Source organism: Paenibacillus sp. TSA_86.1 (assembly GCF_052691815.1).
On the sequence record NZ_JBQZGE010000001.1, the window covers coordinates 667284 to 682695 of the forward strand.

Genomic DNA, 15412 nt, shown 5'->3' on the forward strand with positions numbered 1-15412 from the left:
CCATTCTGTGGGATTCGGGGAGGGGATGAAATGAATATCGTATATCAAGTGGGAAAATTGGCAGTTCGCCTGCTACAGACGGAGGATGAGCAGTTGCTAGTCAAATGGTTGTCTGACCCGGAGGTTCTGCAGTATTACGAAGGTCGGGATCAGCCGCATGATCTGGAGCTTGTGAGGGCGCATTTTTACAATCAGGATGATGAGGCTGCCCGTTGTATTGTGGAATATGACGGTCGGCCGATCGGATACATTCAGTTCTACGAACTTGAGTCAGAGGAACGTGCGGCGTATGGTTATGCTGACAATGATGAAATCATCTACGGGACCGATCAGTTTATCGGGGAAACGGATTGCTGGAACATAGGCCTTGGCACACGACTGGTGAATTCTATGACAGCGTATTTGACTGGAGAGAAATACGCCCGGAGAATTGTTATGGACCCGCAAGCCTGGAACGAACGTGCGTTATCTTGTTACAAGAAGTGTGGATTCAAAAAGGTTAAACAGCTGCCACAGCATGAACTGCATGAAGGACAGATGAGAGATTGCTGGCTGATGGAGTATGCTCCATAAAATAGCATAGGGAGTTTTTTTGTGGTAATATGTGGTAAACAAATCCACAGGGAGTACGGGGGAAATGAGATGGACTTTAGATATCCGATTGGACAGTTCACACATGAAGGTGAGGTAACGCTAGCTCAGAGGCAGCAATGGATTCAAGATATCGCAGACTTGCCAGAACGTGCGAGAGGAGCAATAGACGGACTGAATGAAGAACAGCTAAGTCTGCCATATCGGGAGGGCGGCTGGATGCTGAGACAAGTCATTCACCACATGGCAGATAGTCATATGAACAGTGTGATTCGCTTCAAGCTCGCTTTGACAGAGGATACGCCCACGATACGCCCTTATTATGAAGAGCGCTGGGCAGAACTGAGTGATTCGAGAGATCTGAACGTGGAGTTTTCCCTCCAGCTTTTAGATGCACTGCATCGTCGCTGGACGGCACTGTTAAACTCATTCTCGGAAGATGACTATGCCAAACAGTTCTACAGTCCTTCATCGAAGAATACGATGAGACTGGATTATTGTGTGGGACTGTATGCATGGCATGGCAAACATCATGTTGCCCAGATCACTTCGCTTCGAGATCGACTGGGAATTTAGAAAGAAAGTATAGTAAACTTTCCTCGCCGTACAGGTGTTACTTATACAAAAGGCTGTATCAGAAGGGAGAACATCATGAGTAAAGTACATATTCGCCATTTAACGAAGCAGGACGCGCAAGTCATCTCGGAGGCATTTCAGGAACAGGGGTGGCACAAACCGCTAGAATTATATGAACGGTATTGGGAAGAACAGCAGAACGGGAAACGCGTGACTCTGATCGCCGAATCGAACGGCGAATTTGCCGGTTATGTCAATGTGATCTGGACTTCGGGTTATCCTTCATTTCAGGAACAAGGCATCCCGGAGATCAACGATTTTAATGTGCTGATGAAGTTCCAACGGCAAGGGATCGGTTCGAAGCTGATGGATCACGCCGAGAACGTGGTAAGGGAACGCTCTGGCGTGGCAGGCATTGGTGTAGGTGTATATGCAGATTATGGAAAAGCTCAGGTGTTATACGCACATCGTGGATATATTCCAGACGGACGGGGGCTTCACCGAGATGATCATTACCTTCAGCCAGGAGAAGAGACGATTATTGACGATGATGTGGTGCTGTATTTGACCAAAAAACTGTTGTGATTCTAGATCAGTTGAACCGAAGAACGAGATGTGGCTGATGAAACGTCTAGCTTCTCTAAATTGTTTATCTTCAAACAGGACATGCGTGTTATACTCAACTGGAATCTGAGGCAATCTAGAATAGATGTAACCGGAGATGACTTGATTAGAGGAGTGGTAAATGCATGTTTAGCAGAGTAGGCCAGATTATGTTGTACGTCAATAACCAGGATGAATCGCTGGCTTTCTGGACGGAAGTAGCTGGATTCCATATCGTGGATGAGGTCATCCTTGATGAAGGTATGCGATGGATTGAAGTTGCGCCTGCGAAAGACTCACAGACAAGCATCATTTTGCATGATAAAGAGGTCGTGGCACGTATGTCGGCCGAGCTAAATTTGGGGACACCTTCGTTGATGTTTTTCACTGATGACCTTGATCGGTTATATGCCGATTTGGCCGCTAAACATGTAACGGTTGGGGAAGTTATAGAGATGCCAACAGGGCGTGTCTTTAATTTTGCTGATAATGAGAAGAACTACTTTGCTGTGATGGAGCGCAAGGTTAAAAAATAGACGATTAAACAACGGTACAGCGGTTATTTTATAGCGGGAATATCAAGCGGGTGACATACCATGTCGCTCGCTTTTTTGTGTGGGGAAACAATGAATATTCTACCAAAATTAAACTTGGAAAATAGAGAATGATTGGTTAAAAATGTTATAATAGAGTGTAATTGATTGCGCAAGATTCATGGAACAATCACATGAAAACTGTAATGAAAAATATTCATCTATAGCTGTGAAATAGGAGGAAATCAGACTTTGGAAAAAACAATAAAAAGTGTGCAGGATCTCTATGATATGCTGGATGCGGATTTCAGATCGGCCAAGCAATTTTGGGAGCCGTTCTATGAGGATCGGGACAGACCGATTCCATTTTTTCCAAACAAGCCAGATGAGAATCTGGTCGCTGAAGTAGAAGCGGGAAGGTTAAGAGGCGGCAGAGCACTGGAGCTGGGATGTGGCCCCGGCCGGAATGCGTTGTATCTAGCTCGCCACGGTTATCGGATCGATGCTTATGATCTGTCAGAGACAGCGATTGCCTGGGCAAAGGAACGGTCAGTGGAAGAACATCTGGATGTACGCTTTGAATGTCGATCGGTGTTCGAACTGGCACCAGAGCAAGAATATGATTTGGTCTATGATTCGGGCTGCCTGCACCATCTGTTGCCGCATCAGCGTATTTCTTACATCAAGATGATCCATCGTGCGCTGAAGCCGGGAGGTCTGTTTGGTATGACTTGTTTTGCACCGGGATTTGGCGATCAGGGTGGGCCGGAACATGTGATGGACGATTGGGAAGTGTACCGTGAAAAGACGATGCGGGGCGGGCTTGCTTTTACGGAGGAGAAACTTCGGTATTTGCTGGAGGAAGAATTTGAGTGTGTGGAATTTCGTCCCATGAAGGCGATGGGGCAGGAAGAGCCGTATTTTGGTTTGCCTATTTTGTGGGTGACGTTGTGGAGAAAAAAACAATAGAGAGGCGGAGAGCATATGGGGAACAGAATCTTTATTATCACAGGCACGTCCAAAGGAATTGGCAGACAGCTTGCAGAACTTTGTTTGGAAAAAGGGGATACAGTCTATGGCATAGCACGCGGAGCATCCGACTTGGGCAATACGTACGAACGGTACACTCATGTCCAGTTCGACCTTGAAGACATTCATCGTATTGACGACTTGATCTCGGGCATATTGGAGCAGATTTCACTAGTTTCCGCGGAATGCATCGGACTTATTAATAATGCAGCAATGCTTGAACCGTTGAAACCTATGGATCAGTGCCTCGCAGAAGAGATTAGTGTTCATCTGAATATTAGCTTGGCTGCGCCGATGATTCTGACATCCTCTTTTATCCGTTACACCAATCATATGACGGCGCGGCGAAAAATTATTAATGTCAGTTCTGCTTCGGGTAGTTATCCGGCGCCTTCCATGGCAGCCTATTGTACATCAAAGGCAGGAATCAACATGTTCACACAGTGTGTGGCGATGGAACAAACATCACAGCCTAATCCAGTGGAGATTATTACCTTCGATCCTGGCATGGTGGATACGGAATTACAGGCTGTGGCGAGAGGAAAGGATGCAGAAGAGTTTGCATTGTCTGGCGTATTCCGGGATGTGTACGAGTCGGGTCAACTCCGATCTCCGGGTGATGTGGCACAGGCTATTCTGGAGTTGTTGGAGGACAGCAGTAATAACATGGTTAAGTTAACAGGAGGTTTGCAAGAAAATTGACTAGTCCAAACATTACACCAAGTACCGAAGCAGATTCCGCATATGTCCGCCAGCAATTGGTCGCCTATAATGCGGCACATGTGAGCGAGGCTTTAAGGAACAGATACGAGGAGCTTCATTTTCATATTCGAAACGAGGCAGGGCAGATTGTAGCAGGGGTACTGAGCACCTTATGCTGGAACTGGGTCGAGCTAGATATCCTGTGGGTAGATGCCAAGGAAAGGCATAAGGGTTATGGTACACAGCTACTTCAGGAGATTGAACGTTTGGCCCGGGAAAAGGGCTGTGATTTTATTATGCTGAACACGTTCTCCTACCAGGCCCCCGAATTTTACCAAAAGCACGGGTACGAGCTGATGACGTTGATCGACAATGCGCCTACTGGACACCAGCATTACTATTTCAAGAAGGATCTTATCACACCAGAAGGAGCAGAGACATCACGATGATTACAATTAAGCAGATTGAAGCGCAGGATTTGCCAAGGTTAAACCAGCTATATCATGAATTGATGGGCACACCGTCCAATGAACAGCAAATGAATGAGCAGATGATGCAAAAGACGTTGCAACAAATGAAGAAACAGAGTCACTACTATGTGCTTGGAGCATATGATCAGGATGAACTTGTTGGATCGGTTATGGGGGTTGAGTGCTTGGATCTGCTGGGTGCTTGCGAGCCATTTATGGTCGTGGAGAATGTCATTGTCTCTGAACGGGTGCGCAGGCAGGGCATTGGACAGAAGCTGATGCTTAAGATCGAACATATTGCCAAAGATCTGGGATGTGCATACATCATTCTGGTGTCTGGAGATCAACGCAAAGAAGCACATCGATTTTATGAAAAACTGGGTTTTAGGGATGAGGTGGTTCAGGGATACCGAAAACATTTATAAGTTGCAGTAAGGGCGGAAGGATTACTTCAGAAGCATGGCGAATAAGGCATAGTCTTACTGAATGAACAGAATAAGAGGGAGGTACTCTTGTGTTCAAAAAATGGGCTAATGTCTTTATGATTCTGGCACTTGTCTTTGCTGTGTGTTCTCCAACGTCTTATGCTGCAGCCAAATCAGTCAAAGTCACGGTTACGCTTGTCAGTGCGGAACTGGTCGAGAATAACTCGGTCGGTAATGAGTGGGCAATCGGCGCAAGTGTGAACGGGAAAGAGCTGGAAGAAGGTTCATCCGTGACACTGAATATGAAGCCGAGTGGTACGTTGAAGTTGGAGGCTCTTGCGGAAGAGCAGGACAAAATTCCGGATTACGGCAGTAAAAGCACGAATGTGAAACTTTCTTCGTTCTCCAAATCAACCAGTAAGACATTGGCGGTTGTAGTGACGGAGAACAGAGGCCGATATTCGGGTAACACGGCGACGTGGGAGTTTAAGTTTAAGATTACAAAGAAGTAGGTGAGGAAAAAAGAGAGCGAATCCTTAGCGGACGTTCTCTTTTTTGTTAAACTAAGGGAAAGAATACATAGGAGGTTACCAAAACATGCGTATCGTGGATAACATCAAAGTTTGGGGGGAACCGCTGGAGAATGCCGTAAGTCAGGCGGTGACTTGTTCCAAATATGGGGATGTGATGGGTGTAGCCTTAATGGCCGATCATCACAAGGGATATTCGCAGCCGATTGGCGGGGTCGTTGCTTACCGCAACATGATTAGCCCTTCAGGAGTGGGGTACGATATTGCCTGCGGCAACAAAGCCGTACGTACCAACCTGCTGTGGGACGATATTCGTGACCGTATTGCCGTCATTATGGATGATATTAATAGAACGATCTCTTTTGGCGTAGGCCGGAACAATCCAACTCCGGTGGAGCATGAGTTGTTTGACGATCCGAACTGGAAGCTCTTTGATTCCATCGAAGCCGGATTGCAGCAGAAGCTGAAGACATTGGCACGTAATCAACTTGGCACGGTGGGCAGCGGCAATCATTTTGTCGATGTTTTTGTGGAAGAGGAAACGGGAAAGGTATGGATTGCAAATCATTTTGGCAGCCGTGGCTTCGGGCATAAGGTGGCAAGTGGATTCCTTAACTTGGCGGCCGGACGGCAGTTCAGTGGCAAAGCACCGGGCGAATCCATGGATCAGCCCCCGACCCTGTTTGACCTGAACAGTGAAATGGGTGATATGTATTGGGCGGGTATGACACTAGCGGGTCGGTATGCCTATGCCGGACGGGATTACGTGATTGAGCAGGTGCTGGGTATCCTTGGAGCGAGAGCTGAATATGCCGTACATAATCATCATAACTTTGCTTGGAAAGAGCAGCATATGGGCGAAGAAGTCGTCGTTGTTCGTAAGGGAGCGACACCGCTTGCGCCAGGCCAGCTTGGTTTTGTTGGCGGGAGTATGGGCGATATTTCGGTGATTGTAGAGGGAATCGACAGTCAGGAGAATACCGAGTCTTTCCGCAGCACGGTTCACGGGGCAGGGCGCATGATGAGCCGTACACAGGCGGCAGGCAAAATGAACTACAAACTGCGCACGCGTATGGGCGGCGAAATTAGTGAAGAGCAGATGCAAGCTGCGATTCGTGCGTATGGTGTAGAGCTACGCGGAGCAGGTACAGATGAAAGCCCGTTTGTATATAAAAAATTGCAAGATGTGCTGCATGCGCACGCGAATACGCTGAAAATCAATCATGTCCTGCGCCCGGTAGGCGTGGCGATGGCTGGTGGTAATGAGTTTGACCCCTACAAGGACTAATCAAAAACCTTATCATCTTTTTTAACTATATAAGTTGAACTATTTTTTACACATTAACGGAGAAGACAGAAAAAACCTGAAGAAGCGAAGCGGTCGCCTTTATCACCGGGTTTTCCCCTTTGGAAAAGGGAATCACAAAAATCTGGGGATAACAGCGATTGGAAGGTTATTCTGTCTTAGGAGTGGCCTGTGTAAAATCTTTAGTCAACTTAACTAGAATTCAGACACAAGAAGGAGGGCGAACACCATATGAGAAACTGCGCGATATACAGCTCCCAGTTTGACTTGGATCAACTATATGAAATCATTCAATCCATTTACCCTGAGTCCGCTATCCAGCGGAGAGAAGACAAGACGTACATTCAGGTGACTCAGAAAAAGTGGTTCAGCAAGAAAACAAAAGGTTTCAACATGATGACGAGCCAGACGCACCCCGAAGAGTTCGGCACGATGATTCAAGGCATGCTTGGGTTTCTAAGTCAGATCGAGGGACGTAATGCGGCTCTTCAGGAAAAGGTACTGATTAAATGCTCCACCCTGAATATGGTGGTTGGCATTGAGACCGAGGAAGATATCTCGGAAGAGTTCTTTAACGAGTTATTACAATTAGCTGAAGCGCTGGACGCCGTCATTTTCTGGGGAGGGGGCTCCCTGTTGAATGCTCAAGGTCAGCTGCTTCTGGATGTGAACGGAGAATCCGAGGTAGAAGATTACAAGGTAACTGCACACACCAGTTATCTGGATGACACCCGTTCGCCTTCAGCGGATGCTGTAGAGCGTAAGGCGCGTTCTGAGCAGCAATTAGCGGCACTGGGGATTCCGTATAATGTTAATCTGCCGGCAAGATCGGGAGAACAAGACACGGAGATCCGAACGAAAGAAGAGGTAGCGCAGCGTGCCGTAGCTCTCTGCTTGGCCGCGCTCAAAGGCGAGTGTCTGGGATCAGGTGAAAGTGACGATGACACTGCAGCGCTTGTGCAGGAAGTGATCGATAAATATGATGCGTCCGCCTTCTTTTCGCCCGACGAAAAGTCGTTTCTGGATCAGCAGGGAGCAGAACAGCAAGAGGTCATTCGTTTCTCTTGGGGATATGAGGCATACCATGTGATGTTGTGGGCACTGGGGTACGTGGAGGAATTGGGTTCACCTACAGAGCTGTGTAATGTAAGTAAGGATGTTGGTTATTTACAGCAAAAGGACAGTTTCGCGGCATTTTTGTCGGGTTCTACCCTCCGCACCAAAGGTGAAATCTTGGACGAGGCAGACTTAATCTATCGGTACAACTGGGTGTGTGTGGATAGCCGAATCAAGGAAAGCACACCGCCTGCTGGACTGAATCCTGGTGTAGCTTATGAACGGCATCGCGCACTTAACTGGCTCATCTGTTATCTCGATCAAGCGTGGGACGAGGTACGTACGGATACGTAAATGAATGAAAAGAGCCATCGACTGGATTTTATCTGATCGGTGGCTCTTAACTATTAATGGAATTGAACCATTTGAAATACTAATTTGCGGAGCGAGATAACATAGCTTGGATCTGAGAAATTAGATTCACACTATTTGTAAATAAAATGTATGATTGATTTGTGGTGCGAATCAGAATTCGTTCGGTAGTACCACCGACAGGACCGATTCGAATCGCTGAGGGTTCACTGCCTCCATATGTATCATCCAGCGTGACAGATGTGATCCGAGCGAGGGGGATTTCATATTTGGATAACTGCCAGCGAATGATCAATTGATCCTCTACTTGTTTTGCGCTTACAGCAAACATAGGGTGACCTCCGTTTCTAAAAATCTGAAATAGTTGTACGTAAACGATAAATCCAGTTTATCATTTTTTGGTTAAAAATTCCTAATTAATAAAGATGAAGTCTAATTGGAATTACAACATAAGATATAGTCAACTATTGAGAGAGAGATCAACCGGGATCTAATCGGGGAAGTAGAAACAATCCAATGTTTTAATAGGAGATGATCTGTATGGAGCACCTCAATGGCTATCATTATTTTGACAAAAGGTTAGGCCCGTTCCGCAATCTCTCGAGCTTGTCTGAGAGAGAGGCCGAAGCAGCTTTACAACAGATTCGGGAGGAAGGCCGAGCCTTTGCAAGTCAGCGGTCATCCGACTACATAACAATAAGGCGAGGGCTTGAGCAGCTGGCATATGAGAAATTCACAGTTAAGACAGGAAAACCGGCACAAGACTATCCCCATTATCTAACGCTCGGTGTATGTCCTTGGCTAGAATCATGGTATAAAGAGCCAGATCATATCATCATTCCATGGGAGGAATTACCCGCAGAAGTTGTGAGTTTCACATATGGTGACCTCTTTCCAACGATGCGTTATGCTGACGGCAAACCTTACCGCCAGCAGGTGTATACCAAAGACGAAATCGTTGAACTAATACAAACCTACGGCTTGCCGCAGGAATGGAATCCGATGGGAGAACGGGGGCCTGAACGATACATTGAGGTGCAGGTCTGGGACAACCGTATCATTGAGAAGTATCGATATATCGATAAATCCACTCATTGAGCTGGTTTTACACGAAGGAATAGTCCCAGCAAACCAAGCAAAGCAAAAGCCATAAAAGCTGCGGTGCTCGAAAATACCTCAATGCTGTATCCTGCCATGAATGATCCTAGAAATTGTCCTACGCCTAGTGCGAGAAAGGCGAGACTAATCCCGATGGAAACATTCGGTTGGAACAGTCTCGTTGCCCATACAATAAATATACTGGTGAGAAAAATGTACGTGCTGCCGAACAGGGTAGCGGAAATCAGACTTGCTGTCATCGTTGGCAATAGAATTACACCCAGCGAAATGGATAATAACAGGATACCTATACGGTAAGACCAACCTAACTCGATCCGTTCTATAATCCGACCTGCACATCCGCCAAGTATTCCTGTCACGCCCATGACAATCCAGAACAGGACGGCTTCCGAATCGGAGGCCCCTTTTTCGTCCGTAAGAAAGTTCCGGGCAAAAGTCCAATAGATCGCAGAGCTTGCGCCGGTTAACAAACAAGCCATGAGTAAAGCTGATCCCGGTCTGGTCGGTCTCATGCAAGACCAGATGGACTTGGTGCAAGGAAGCGTTTTGGTTGCGGGAATGGCATGTCGGTTCCAGAGCAGAACGGTTATTCCGATGAGGGCGAACAGGATATAACTTAAACGCCAGTAATCGGTGAACAGCAAATAAAGCGGCCCGGAGACGGTGATGCCGAAACTGGTTCCTGTATTAATCCAACTGTTAGCCCTGGCGTGCAAGTCTGGCGCGAGTTCTGCGCTGACAGCATTCCCAAGGGCTGGGGATGCCCACCCTGTGCTGAGTCCGGCAAGAAAAACACTGACCGCAAGCAGCCAGGCATCATGGGACAAGCCAATGCCGATTAAGCCAAGAATAGCACTGATTCCTGCAAGCTGAATGACGTAATGATGCCCCTTGCGATTAATAATGAGCGGTGCAGACAGAAGTGCAAGACAATAAGCAATATAGGTTGCCGAGTTGATGGCCCCGGATGCCGATTCGGATAATTGTAATGCCTCGGAGATTTCTGGCATAAACAGTCCGTAACTGAAACGCCCAAAAGCATAACATACAGCGATCAGGGCAACGCCAGGCAGGACTATCTTTTTCATTACGATTCCACCGCCTTTTTTAGATAGAACGATCATTATATTTCTTGTGAAATAAAAAAGTGAGTTGAAATATGAACTCACCCTTTGTGTTATGAATTGAAACTATTTTGCGTCATGTGAATCAGTTCCCGGCAGACATCTGTTACATTTTCCGTTTCGGCCAGCGCCGTCGAACCCTCTAACAACAGCATAAATTGCATGATGTTCCGATCATTTGCTTCGGGATCACATTTTTTTATCAGGGTCATGACATGTTTTTTGTGCCCGTTCACCGTTTGCACGATGACATGATTCGGATCAGCCCCGAACTCTTCCTTCGCTCGTAAAAAAAGACATCCTCTGGCTTCATGCTCCATCAACCACTTGGCATGACCTTCAGCCAGATTGAGAAAGACGGACTGGGCCATGTTACCTGCATACAATCGTAGTTGCTCCAGATAGCGCTGCTCGCGGCGCAGAAGCACCTCGACAATCAGGTCATCTTTGGATGCAAAGTGATTGTATAACGTCATGATGGCTACGTCAGCATCGGTAATGATGCGTTTCAATCCAATGGCATGAAAGCCATGCAGATAGAATAAATCCTCGGACACGTTCAGGAGCATTTCTTTTTTGCTGCTCATGATCGCTGGCACACTCCCTTCACCCATTTTTATGTAAAAATAGAATGATCATTATATCCAAAATATAGAAAGCAGATTCTATTGTCAATCCGCAATCAAGGTTTCGATGTCCAGCCGTTGGAGATTTTCGATCCATTCAGCCGGGCAAGCTGAGTCGGTAATGACCATGGATATATGCTCAACAGGTGCAATCTTGGAAAACGTGGAGCGTCCAAATTTGGTATGATCCGCCACGAGGATCGCTTCCTCCGCCCGTTCCATCATTTTACGCGAGATCAAAGCTTCCTCCAGTGCATAATCCGTAATGCCATCCGTGAAGGAAACACCTCCTGCCGAGATGAACGACTTGTTGACTTTGAACTGACTTAACATTTCGTGTGCGACAGGACCGGTGGAGGCTTGAACCGCGGTGTGGATCTCACCTCCGGCAAAAACGATTTTACCAGCAAAGGATTCCAGAGCAACAGCCAGAATCGGTACGGAATTGGTGATCACCGTCACTTGGGAACGGTGCTGCAATTGACGCATGATTTCGAGTGTGGTTGTGCCATTATCGAGCATGATAGTCTCGCCGTCCTCAATCAAGGAAGCTGCTGCGACGGCAATGGCCTGTTTTTCTTGGAGCTGCAGCTGTGAACGCTTTTGAAAAGGAGCTTCGATCATGCCAGAGCGCACACGTACAGCACCTCCGTACACTTTACGCAGTTTGCCTTCTTTCTCCAGACGATCCAGATCCCGCCGAATGGTTTCCGTGGACACCTGAAAGTGCTGAGCTAGCGTTTGTACCTGAACTTTGCCTTGTGTGGCAAGCTGGGCAAGGATGGTGACTTTTCGTTCCTCGTATGTTAATGACATTCAAATCTGGCCTCCTTACGTTCTGGACGGTTGGTGTTTGTGTGGATTGTTGTTGTTTTTAATAGTGTAAGTTTGTGAAGAGAACTTGTCAATTTCATTTGTGTGGTTGTGAGAGAGCGTATTGACAGACCAATGATATGAGGATAATATCATACAAAACAACAAGAAACCACATTATAATACAGGGTATGAACAAGTCTATTGACGCCATATTCAGCAATACATATAACTAATCTATCAAACTGCATGAAACAAGTGAAAGTTCTTGCTCGTTTTCATTGAGATTTCATTGCGCATTCATGTGGTATTCGGGAGGACAGCATATTGAAACGACAACTTGCTTTTCGCGAAAACGGCACCTTCACCATCGTACAGTTTACCGATTTGCATTGGAAAGACGGCCGGCCTGAAGATCTCCGAACCCAGCGGATGATGCAAACCATCATCAAGCAGGAGCAGCCGGATCTGGTTGTGTTTACAGGAGATGTCATCTACACCGGGCCTGTCGATCCGGGGAATCAAGCGTGTGAGCATCCAGAGCAGGCTTTTCGCGATGCTGTCTCGGTTGTGGAGGAAAGTGGAGTTCCGTGGGCTTTTGTGTTTGGCAATCATGATGCCGAGCAGCGGATTACCCAAGCAGAGCTCATGCATGTTGTTCAGGAGCATAAACATAGCCTGACGGAAGCGGGGCCGCGTGACATTGCAGGAATGGGCAATTACACGCTGGAGATTGCCGGAGTGGATGGCCTTCCGGCAGCAGTGCTGTACCTGATCGATTCGGGGAGTTATTCGACTGTGGAATCGATTCCCGGTTATGGCTGGATTCAGCAGAGTCAGCTGCGGTGGCTGATGGATGAATCCACACGCGTTAATCCCGGCCGCGACCGCGGGGATAAGCTTCCAGCCTTGGCGTTTTTCCATATCCCGATTCCCGAATATCAGCTGATGTGGAACAGCCAAATTTGTTATGGCAACAAGTATGAACCGGTCTGCTGCGCACCAGTCAATTCGGGGTTATTCGCTACGTTGCTGGAGATGGGTGATGTAATGGGTACGTTCTGCGGGCACGATCATGTGAATGATTTCTACGGTCAGTATCACGGCATCCGTCTCTGTTATGGTCGTTCCAGCGGTCACAGTACATACGGAAGAGAAGGTATGCTGCGCGGAGGCCGCGTTATTCAGATACGTGCAGGTGAGCAGGCGTTTGATACCTGGCTTCGCCTGGAGGACGGATCGGTGGTGAAGGAACAGCCGGAGCATCAACCTGAGCAAGGGAAATAGAGAGGAACATAAACAACATGATTTTACCGTTAATTCTGGTACTTGCTTCCGGGATGGCGCATGCCGTCTGGAGTATGTTTACGAAGCGAAGTTTGAACAAAAGTGTTTTTCTATGGTCTATTATGATGATCCCGACCGTATTACTGTTGCCTGTGCTGGTGATGGAATTGTCTCGTGAATCGTTGACAACGTCAGCCTACTCACTGTTGATCGTGTCCATGGCACTGCAGGCGTTATATTCCTGGTTGTTGTCTCAGACCTATGAGCTGGGTGATCTATCGCAAATTTATCCGATTATGCGAGGCACAAGCACGTTGCTGGTGCCTTTGATCGGGGTTGCTTTTCTGGGAGAGAAGTTGTCGGGATACGGGTGGCTAGGTATTGCCTGCATGATTGCTGGTTTCACGGTTCTTAGCGGTGTGGTGAGCGGGAAGGGGGGATCAGGATCCGGGATGCAAGGGGCAAAGCCGGTTCTGATGGCTCTGTGCGTTGGATTATGTACGACAAGTTATGTATTTGTGGACAAATTAAATCTGCAGCATATTTCGCCACTGGCATTGCTTGAGGTTACGAATATTGGCTTTGTGGCCGGATTAACACCGGCACTACTCGCCTCAGGTGGTTTACGTCAGGAGTGGAAGGTGAATCGTTCGACCATTCTGCTCGGAGCTTTGCTGAACCCGGGGTCGTATCTGCTCTTTCTGTTTGCACTGGAACAGGCACCAATGTCCAGATTAGGCCCGCTTCGGGAAGTGGGTACGGTATTTGCTGCTTTTCTCGGGATATGGTTATTAAAAGAACAGCAGGGCATGAAACGCATCCTTTGTTCCATCGTTATTTTTGGTGGCATCCTGCTGATTGGCATGTGGGGATGATATAAGGGACAGAGTGATGTTTAGTCCTGTAGGGACATGAAATAGACATCGTATACCTCATGCTTATGCTGCGTACCGGACAGAGAAAAGCACAAAATGACAGGCCTCCGTGCGCATCTTCTTGTATTATAGGAGCAAGGAGTGATGAAGCACATGAAATGGGTCGAAGCGATACAGAAGACTATTCAATACATGGAAGAACATTTACTGGAGCCTATGACGGTAGAGCAGATTGCAGCGCAGGCGCATATGTCGGCGTTTCATTTTCAACGCATCTTTCATTTAATGACCGATGTTACCGTGGCAGAGTACATCAGGCGCAGAAGATTAACCCTGGCGGCCAATGAACTGTTGCAGGGTGATCCTAAAATTATGGATTTGGCCTTCAAGTATAGCTATGATACGCCTGAATCGTTCACCAAAGCTTATCGCAGACAACATGGAATATCACCAAGCGAAACCCGAAAGTCAGGTGCCTCAGTCCAGTCGTATAATCGACTCGTTATACAAGTCAGTTTACAAGGAGCAGAGCCAATGAAACATCATATTGTTGAACAAGAGGCATTTTCCATTGCAGGTATCAAACAACGGTTTTCATATGTGGATGGGCAGCACTTGCAGGGGATCGGCAGCATGTGGGAGGAAGCCTATAGCAGTGGTTTAGAGGATCGGATCGCTGCATTGAATAACGGGGTTATCCCAGGTTTGCTAGGGGTGTGTGTAGATCAGGGCGAGATAGAGGACAAGCAGATGGAGTACTGGATTGCAACAACGTATGAAGGGGAGCAACCGGAAGGGTTATCTACGTTAACGTTCCCTGCCAGCAAATGGGTGGTTTTCGAGGTAGAGGAACCAATGCCTCAGGGGATACAAAAGCTGTGGAAACGTATTGTAGGTGAATGGTTCCCTTCAAATTCGTACGAACATGCCTGGCTGCCTGAACTGGAGGTCTACCGCGGTATGAAACATGCGCCTCAAATCTGGATACCGATTAAATAGCCGGGTAGCAAGTATTAAATAGCTCGATAGGAAGTATTAAATAGCCAGGTAGTAAGTATTAAAAAGCCTCGATACTAAGTATTGAATATCTGGATCGTAAGCTTTAGTTATCTTTACCAATGATCATTAATCATTATGACATCACAACTCCGCTCAGGAACCGTGATTTTCAGGCGTGCATTCGTTTTGGATGTGCTGAAAATGACAGCTTGAGGGGAGTTGTTTATTTTATTCCAGGGTTAAAAACATGTTATATTGAAAGATAATGGATGCGGTCTACTGTAACGAGTGTGTGTGCCTAACGTACCGAAAGGAGTGTTGCTGTACTGATAAAGAAATTTTTACGGGAAAAAGGATATATTCTTGACCTGATCCT

General features: G+C 47.0%; 19 protein-coding genes. 15 read left to right on the forward strand and 4 right to left on the reverse strand.

The features are described 5' to 3' along the window. Nucleotides 1-36: 36 nt before the first annotated feature. The 11 genes from ACUTVW_RS03085 (at nt 37) to ACUTVW_RS03135 (ending at nt 8175) form a co-directional block, all read left to right on the forward strand. Nucleotides 37-573 (forward strand): GNAT family N-acetyltransferase, encoded by a 537-nt coding sequence (locus tag ACUTVW_RS03085; RefSeq protein WP_445644971.1) that lies wholly within the window; start codon nt 37-39, stop codon nt 571-573. Between the two features lie 69 nt (nt 574-642). Then, nucleotides 643-1167, forward strand: coding sequence for a YfiT family bacillithiol transferase (locus tag ACUTVW_RS03090; protein ID WP_445644426.1), 525 nt, complete (start codon nt 643-645; stop codon nt 1165-1167). A 75-nt stretch (nt 1168-1242) separates the two neighbouring features. Next, the gene (locus ACUTVW_RS03095; RefSeq protein ID WP_445644427.1) at nt 1243-1752 is read left to right on the forward strand and encodes a GNAT family N-acetyltransferase; all 510 of its coding nucleotides are present in this window, start codon (nt 1243-1245) and stop codon (nt 1750-1752) included. Nucleotides 1753-1916: 164 nt separating this feature from the next. Continuing rightward, nucleotides 1917-2306 (forward strand): VOC family protein, encoded by a 390-nt coding sequence (locus tag ACUTVW_RS03100; protein ID WP_445644428.1) that lies wholly within the window; start codon nt 1917-1919, stop codon nt 2304-2306. Between the two features lie 249 nt (nt 2307-2555). Next, nucleotides 2556-3272 carry a class I SAM-dependent methyltransferase gene (locus ACUTVW_RS03105; RefSeq protein ID WP_445644429.1) on the forward strand — a complete coding sequence of 239 codons (717 nt, stop codon included), beginning with the start codon at nt 2556-2558 and terminating at the stop codon, nt 3270-3272. Between the two features lie 15 nt (nt 3273-3287). Further along, complete coding sequence (locus ACUTVW_RS03110) at nt 3288-4034, forward strand: SDR family NAD(P)-dependent oxidoreductase (RefSeq protein ID WP_445644430.1); 747 nt, start codon at nt 3288-3290, stop codon at nt 4032-4034. Beyond that, entirely contained in the window at nt 4031-4483 is a 453-nt protein-coding gene (locus ACUTVW_RS03115) for a GNAT family N-acetyltransferase (protein WP_445644431.1), read from the forward strand. The genes ACUTVW_RS03110 and ACUTVW_RS03115 overlap by 4 nt, the downstream gene beginning before the upstream one ends. Beyond that, nucleotides 4480-4929 carry a GNAT family N-acetyltransferase gene (locus tag ACUTVW_RS03120; protein WP_445644432.1) on the forward strand — a complete coding sequence of 150 codons (450 nt, stop codon included), beginning with the start codon at nt 4480-4482 and terminating at the stop codon, nt 4927-4929. The genes ACUTVW_RS03115 and ACUTVW_RS03120 overlap by 4 nt, the downstream gene beginning before the upstream one ends. An 89-nt stretch (nt 4930-5018) precedes the next feature. Further along, the gene (locus tag ACUTVW_RS03125) at nt 5019-5441 is read left to right on the forward strand and encodes a hypothetical protein (protein WP_445644433.1); all 423 of its coding nucleotides are present in this window, start codon (nt 5019-5021) and stop codon (nt 5439-5441) included. 85 nt (nt 5442-5526) lie between these two features. Continuing rightward, nucleotides 5527-6747 carry an RtcB family protein gene (locus ACUTVW_RS03130; RefSeq protein WP_445644434.1) on the forward strand — a complete coding sequence of 407 codons (1221 nt, stop codon included), beginning with the start codon at nt 5527-5529 and terminating at the stop codon, nt 6745-6747. Between the two features lie 249 nt (nt 6748-6996). Then, nucleotides 6997-8175, forward strand: coding sequence for a DUF4272 domain-containing protein (locus tag ACUTVW_RS03135; protein ID WP_445644435.1), 1179 nt, complete (start codon nt 6997-6999; stop codon nt 8173-8175). A gap of 79 nt (nt 8176-8254) precedes the next feature. Here the strand turns inward: ACUTVW_RS03135 and ACUTVW_RS03140 are convergent, their stop codons facing one another. After that, nucleotides 8255-8524, reverse strand: a complete 270-nt coding sequence (locus ACUTVW_RS03140; protein WP_445644436.1) for a SunI/YnzG family protein — start codon at nt 8522-8524, stop codon at nt 8255-8257. 209 nt (nt 8525-8733) lie between these two features. Here ACUTVW_RS03140 and ACUTVW_RS03145 point away from each other — a divergent pair, with 209 nt between their 5' ends. Continuing rightward, nucleotides 8734-9291, forward strand: a complete 558-nt coding sequence (locus tag ACUTVW_RS03145) for a hypothetical protein (protein ID WP_445644437.1) — start codon at nt 8734-8736, stop codon at nt 9289-9291. On the opposite strand, the gene ACUTVW_RS03150 is transcribed toward ACUTVW_RS03145, so the two are convergent. The 3 genes from ACUTVW_RS03150 to ACUTVW_RS03160 form a co-directional block, all read right to left on the reverse strand. Next, entirely contained in the window at nt 9285-10400 is a 1116-nt protein-coding gene (locus tag ACUTVW_RS03150) for an MFS transporter (RefSeq protein ID WP_445644438.1), read from the reverse strand. The genes ACUTVW_RS03145 and ACUTVW_RS03150 overlap by 7 nt on opposite strands. Nucleotides 10401-10489: 89 nt before the next feature. Beyond that, nucleotides 10490-11023, reverse strand: a complete 534-nt coding sequence (locus tag ACUTVW_RS03155; RefSeq protein ID WP_445644439.1) for a TetR/AcrR family transcriptional regulator — start codon at nt 11021-11023, stop codon at nt 10490-10492. 84 nt (nt 11024-11107) lie between these two features. Then, nucleotides 11108-11878, reverse strand: a complete 771-nt coding sequence (locus ACUTVW_RS03160) for a DeoR/GlpR family DNA-binding transcription regulator (protein WP_445644440.1) — start codon at nt 11876-11878, stop codon at nt 11108-11110. A gap of 324 nt (nt 11879-12202) precedes the next feature. Between ACUTVW_RS03160 and ACUTVW_RS03165 the strand changes: the two genes are divergently transcribed. The 3 genes from ACUTVW_RS03165 to ACUTVW_RS03175 all read left to right on the forward strand — a co-directional run bounded on the left by ACUTVW_RS03165 (nt 12203) and on the right by ACUTVW_RS03175 (nt 15036). Continuing rightward, nucleotides 12203-13162 carry a metallophosphoesterase family protein gene (locus tag ACUTVW_RS03165; protein ID WP_445644441.1) on the forward strand — a complete coding sequence of 320 codons (960 nt, stop codon included), beginning with the start codon at nt 12203-12205 and terminating at the stop codon, nt 13160-13162. A gap of 17 nt (nt 13163-13179) precedes the next feature. Continuing rightward, nucleotides 13180-14037 carry a DMT family transporter gene (locus tag ACUTVW_RS03170; RefSeq protein WP_445644442.1) on the forward strand — a complete coding sequence of 286 codons (858 nt, stop codon included), beginning with the start codon at nt 13180-13182 and terminating at the stop codon, nt 14035-14037. A 144-nt stretch (nt 14038-14181) separates the two neighbouring features. After that, entirely contained in the window at nt 14182-15036 is an 855-nt protein-coding gene (locus ACUTVW_RS03175) for an effector binding domain-containing protein (RefSeq protein WP_445644443.1), read from the forward strand. Nucleotides 15037-15412 lie beyond the last annotated feature (376 nt).

Coding starts and splice junctions, on each gene's coding strand:
- ACUTVW_RS03150 (WP_445644438.1), bottom strand. CDS start 10,400: ATGAAAAAGATAGTCCTGCCTGGCGTTGCCCTGATCGCTGTATGTTAT.
- ACUTVW_RS03140 (WP_445644436.1), bottom strand. CDS start 8,524: ATGTTTGCTGTAAGCGCAAAACAAGTAGAGGATCAATTGATCATTCGC.
- ACUTVW_RS03145 (WP_445644437.1), top strand. CDS start 8,734: ATGGAGCACCTCAATGGCTATCATTATTTTGACAAAAGGTTAGGCCCG.
- ACUTVW_RS03100 (WP_445644428.1), top strand. CDS start 1,917: ATGTTTAGCAGAGTAGGCCAGATTATGTTGTACGTCAATAACCAGGAT.
- ACUTVW_RS03130 (WP_445644434.1), top strand. CDS start 5,527: ATGCGTATCGTGGATAACATCAAAGTTTGGGGGGAACCGCTGGAGAAT.
- ACUTVW_RS03155 (WP_445644439.1), bottom strand. CDS start 11,023: ATGAGCAGCAAAAAAGAAATGCTCCTGAACGTGTCCGAGGATTTATTC.
- ACUTVW_RS03090 (WP_445644426.1), top strand. CDS start 643: ATGGACTTTAGATATCCGATTGGACAGTTCACACATGAAGGTGAGGTA.
- ACUTVW_RS03175 (WP_445644443.1), top strand. CDS start 14,182: ATGAAGCACATGAAATGGGTCGAAGCGATACAGAAGACTATTCAATAC.
- ACUTVW_RS03110 (WP_445644430.1), top strand. CDS start 3,288: ATGGGGAACAGAATCTTTATTATCACAGGCACGTCCAAAGGAATTGGC.
- ACUTVW_RS03095 (WP_445644427.1), top strand. CDS start 1,243: ATGAGTAAAGTACATATTCGCCATTTAACGAAGCAGGACGCGCAAGTC.
- ACUTVW_RS03160 (WP_445644440.1), bottom strand. CDS start 11,878: ATGTCATTAACATACGAGGAACGAAAAGTCACCATCCTTGCCCAGCTT.
- ACUTVW_RS03170 (WP_445644442.1), top strand. CDS start 13,180: ATGATTTTACCGTTAATTCTGGTACTTGCTTCCGGGATGGCGCATGCC.
- ACUTVW_RS03135 (WP_445644435.1), top strand. CDS start 6,997: ATGAGAAACTGCGCGATATACAGCTCCCAGTTTGACTTGGATCAACTA.
- ACUTVW_RS03120 (WP_445644432.1), top strand. CDS start 4,480: ATGATTACAATTAAGCAGATTGAAGCGCAGGATTTGCCAAGGTTAAAC.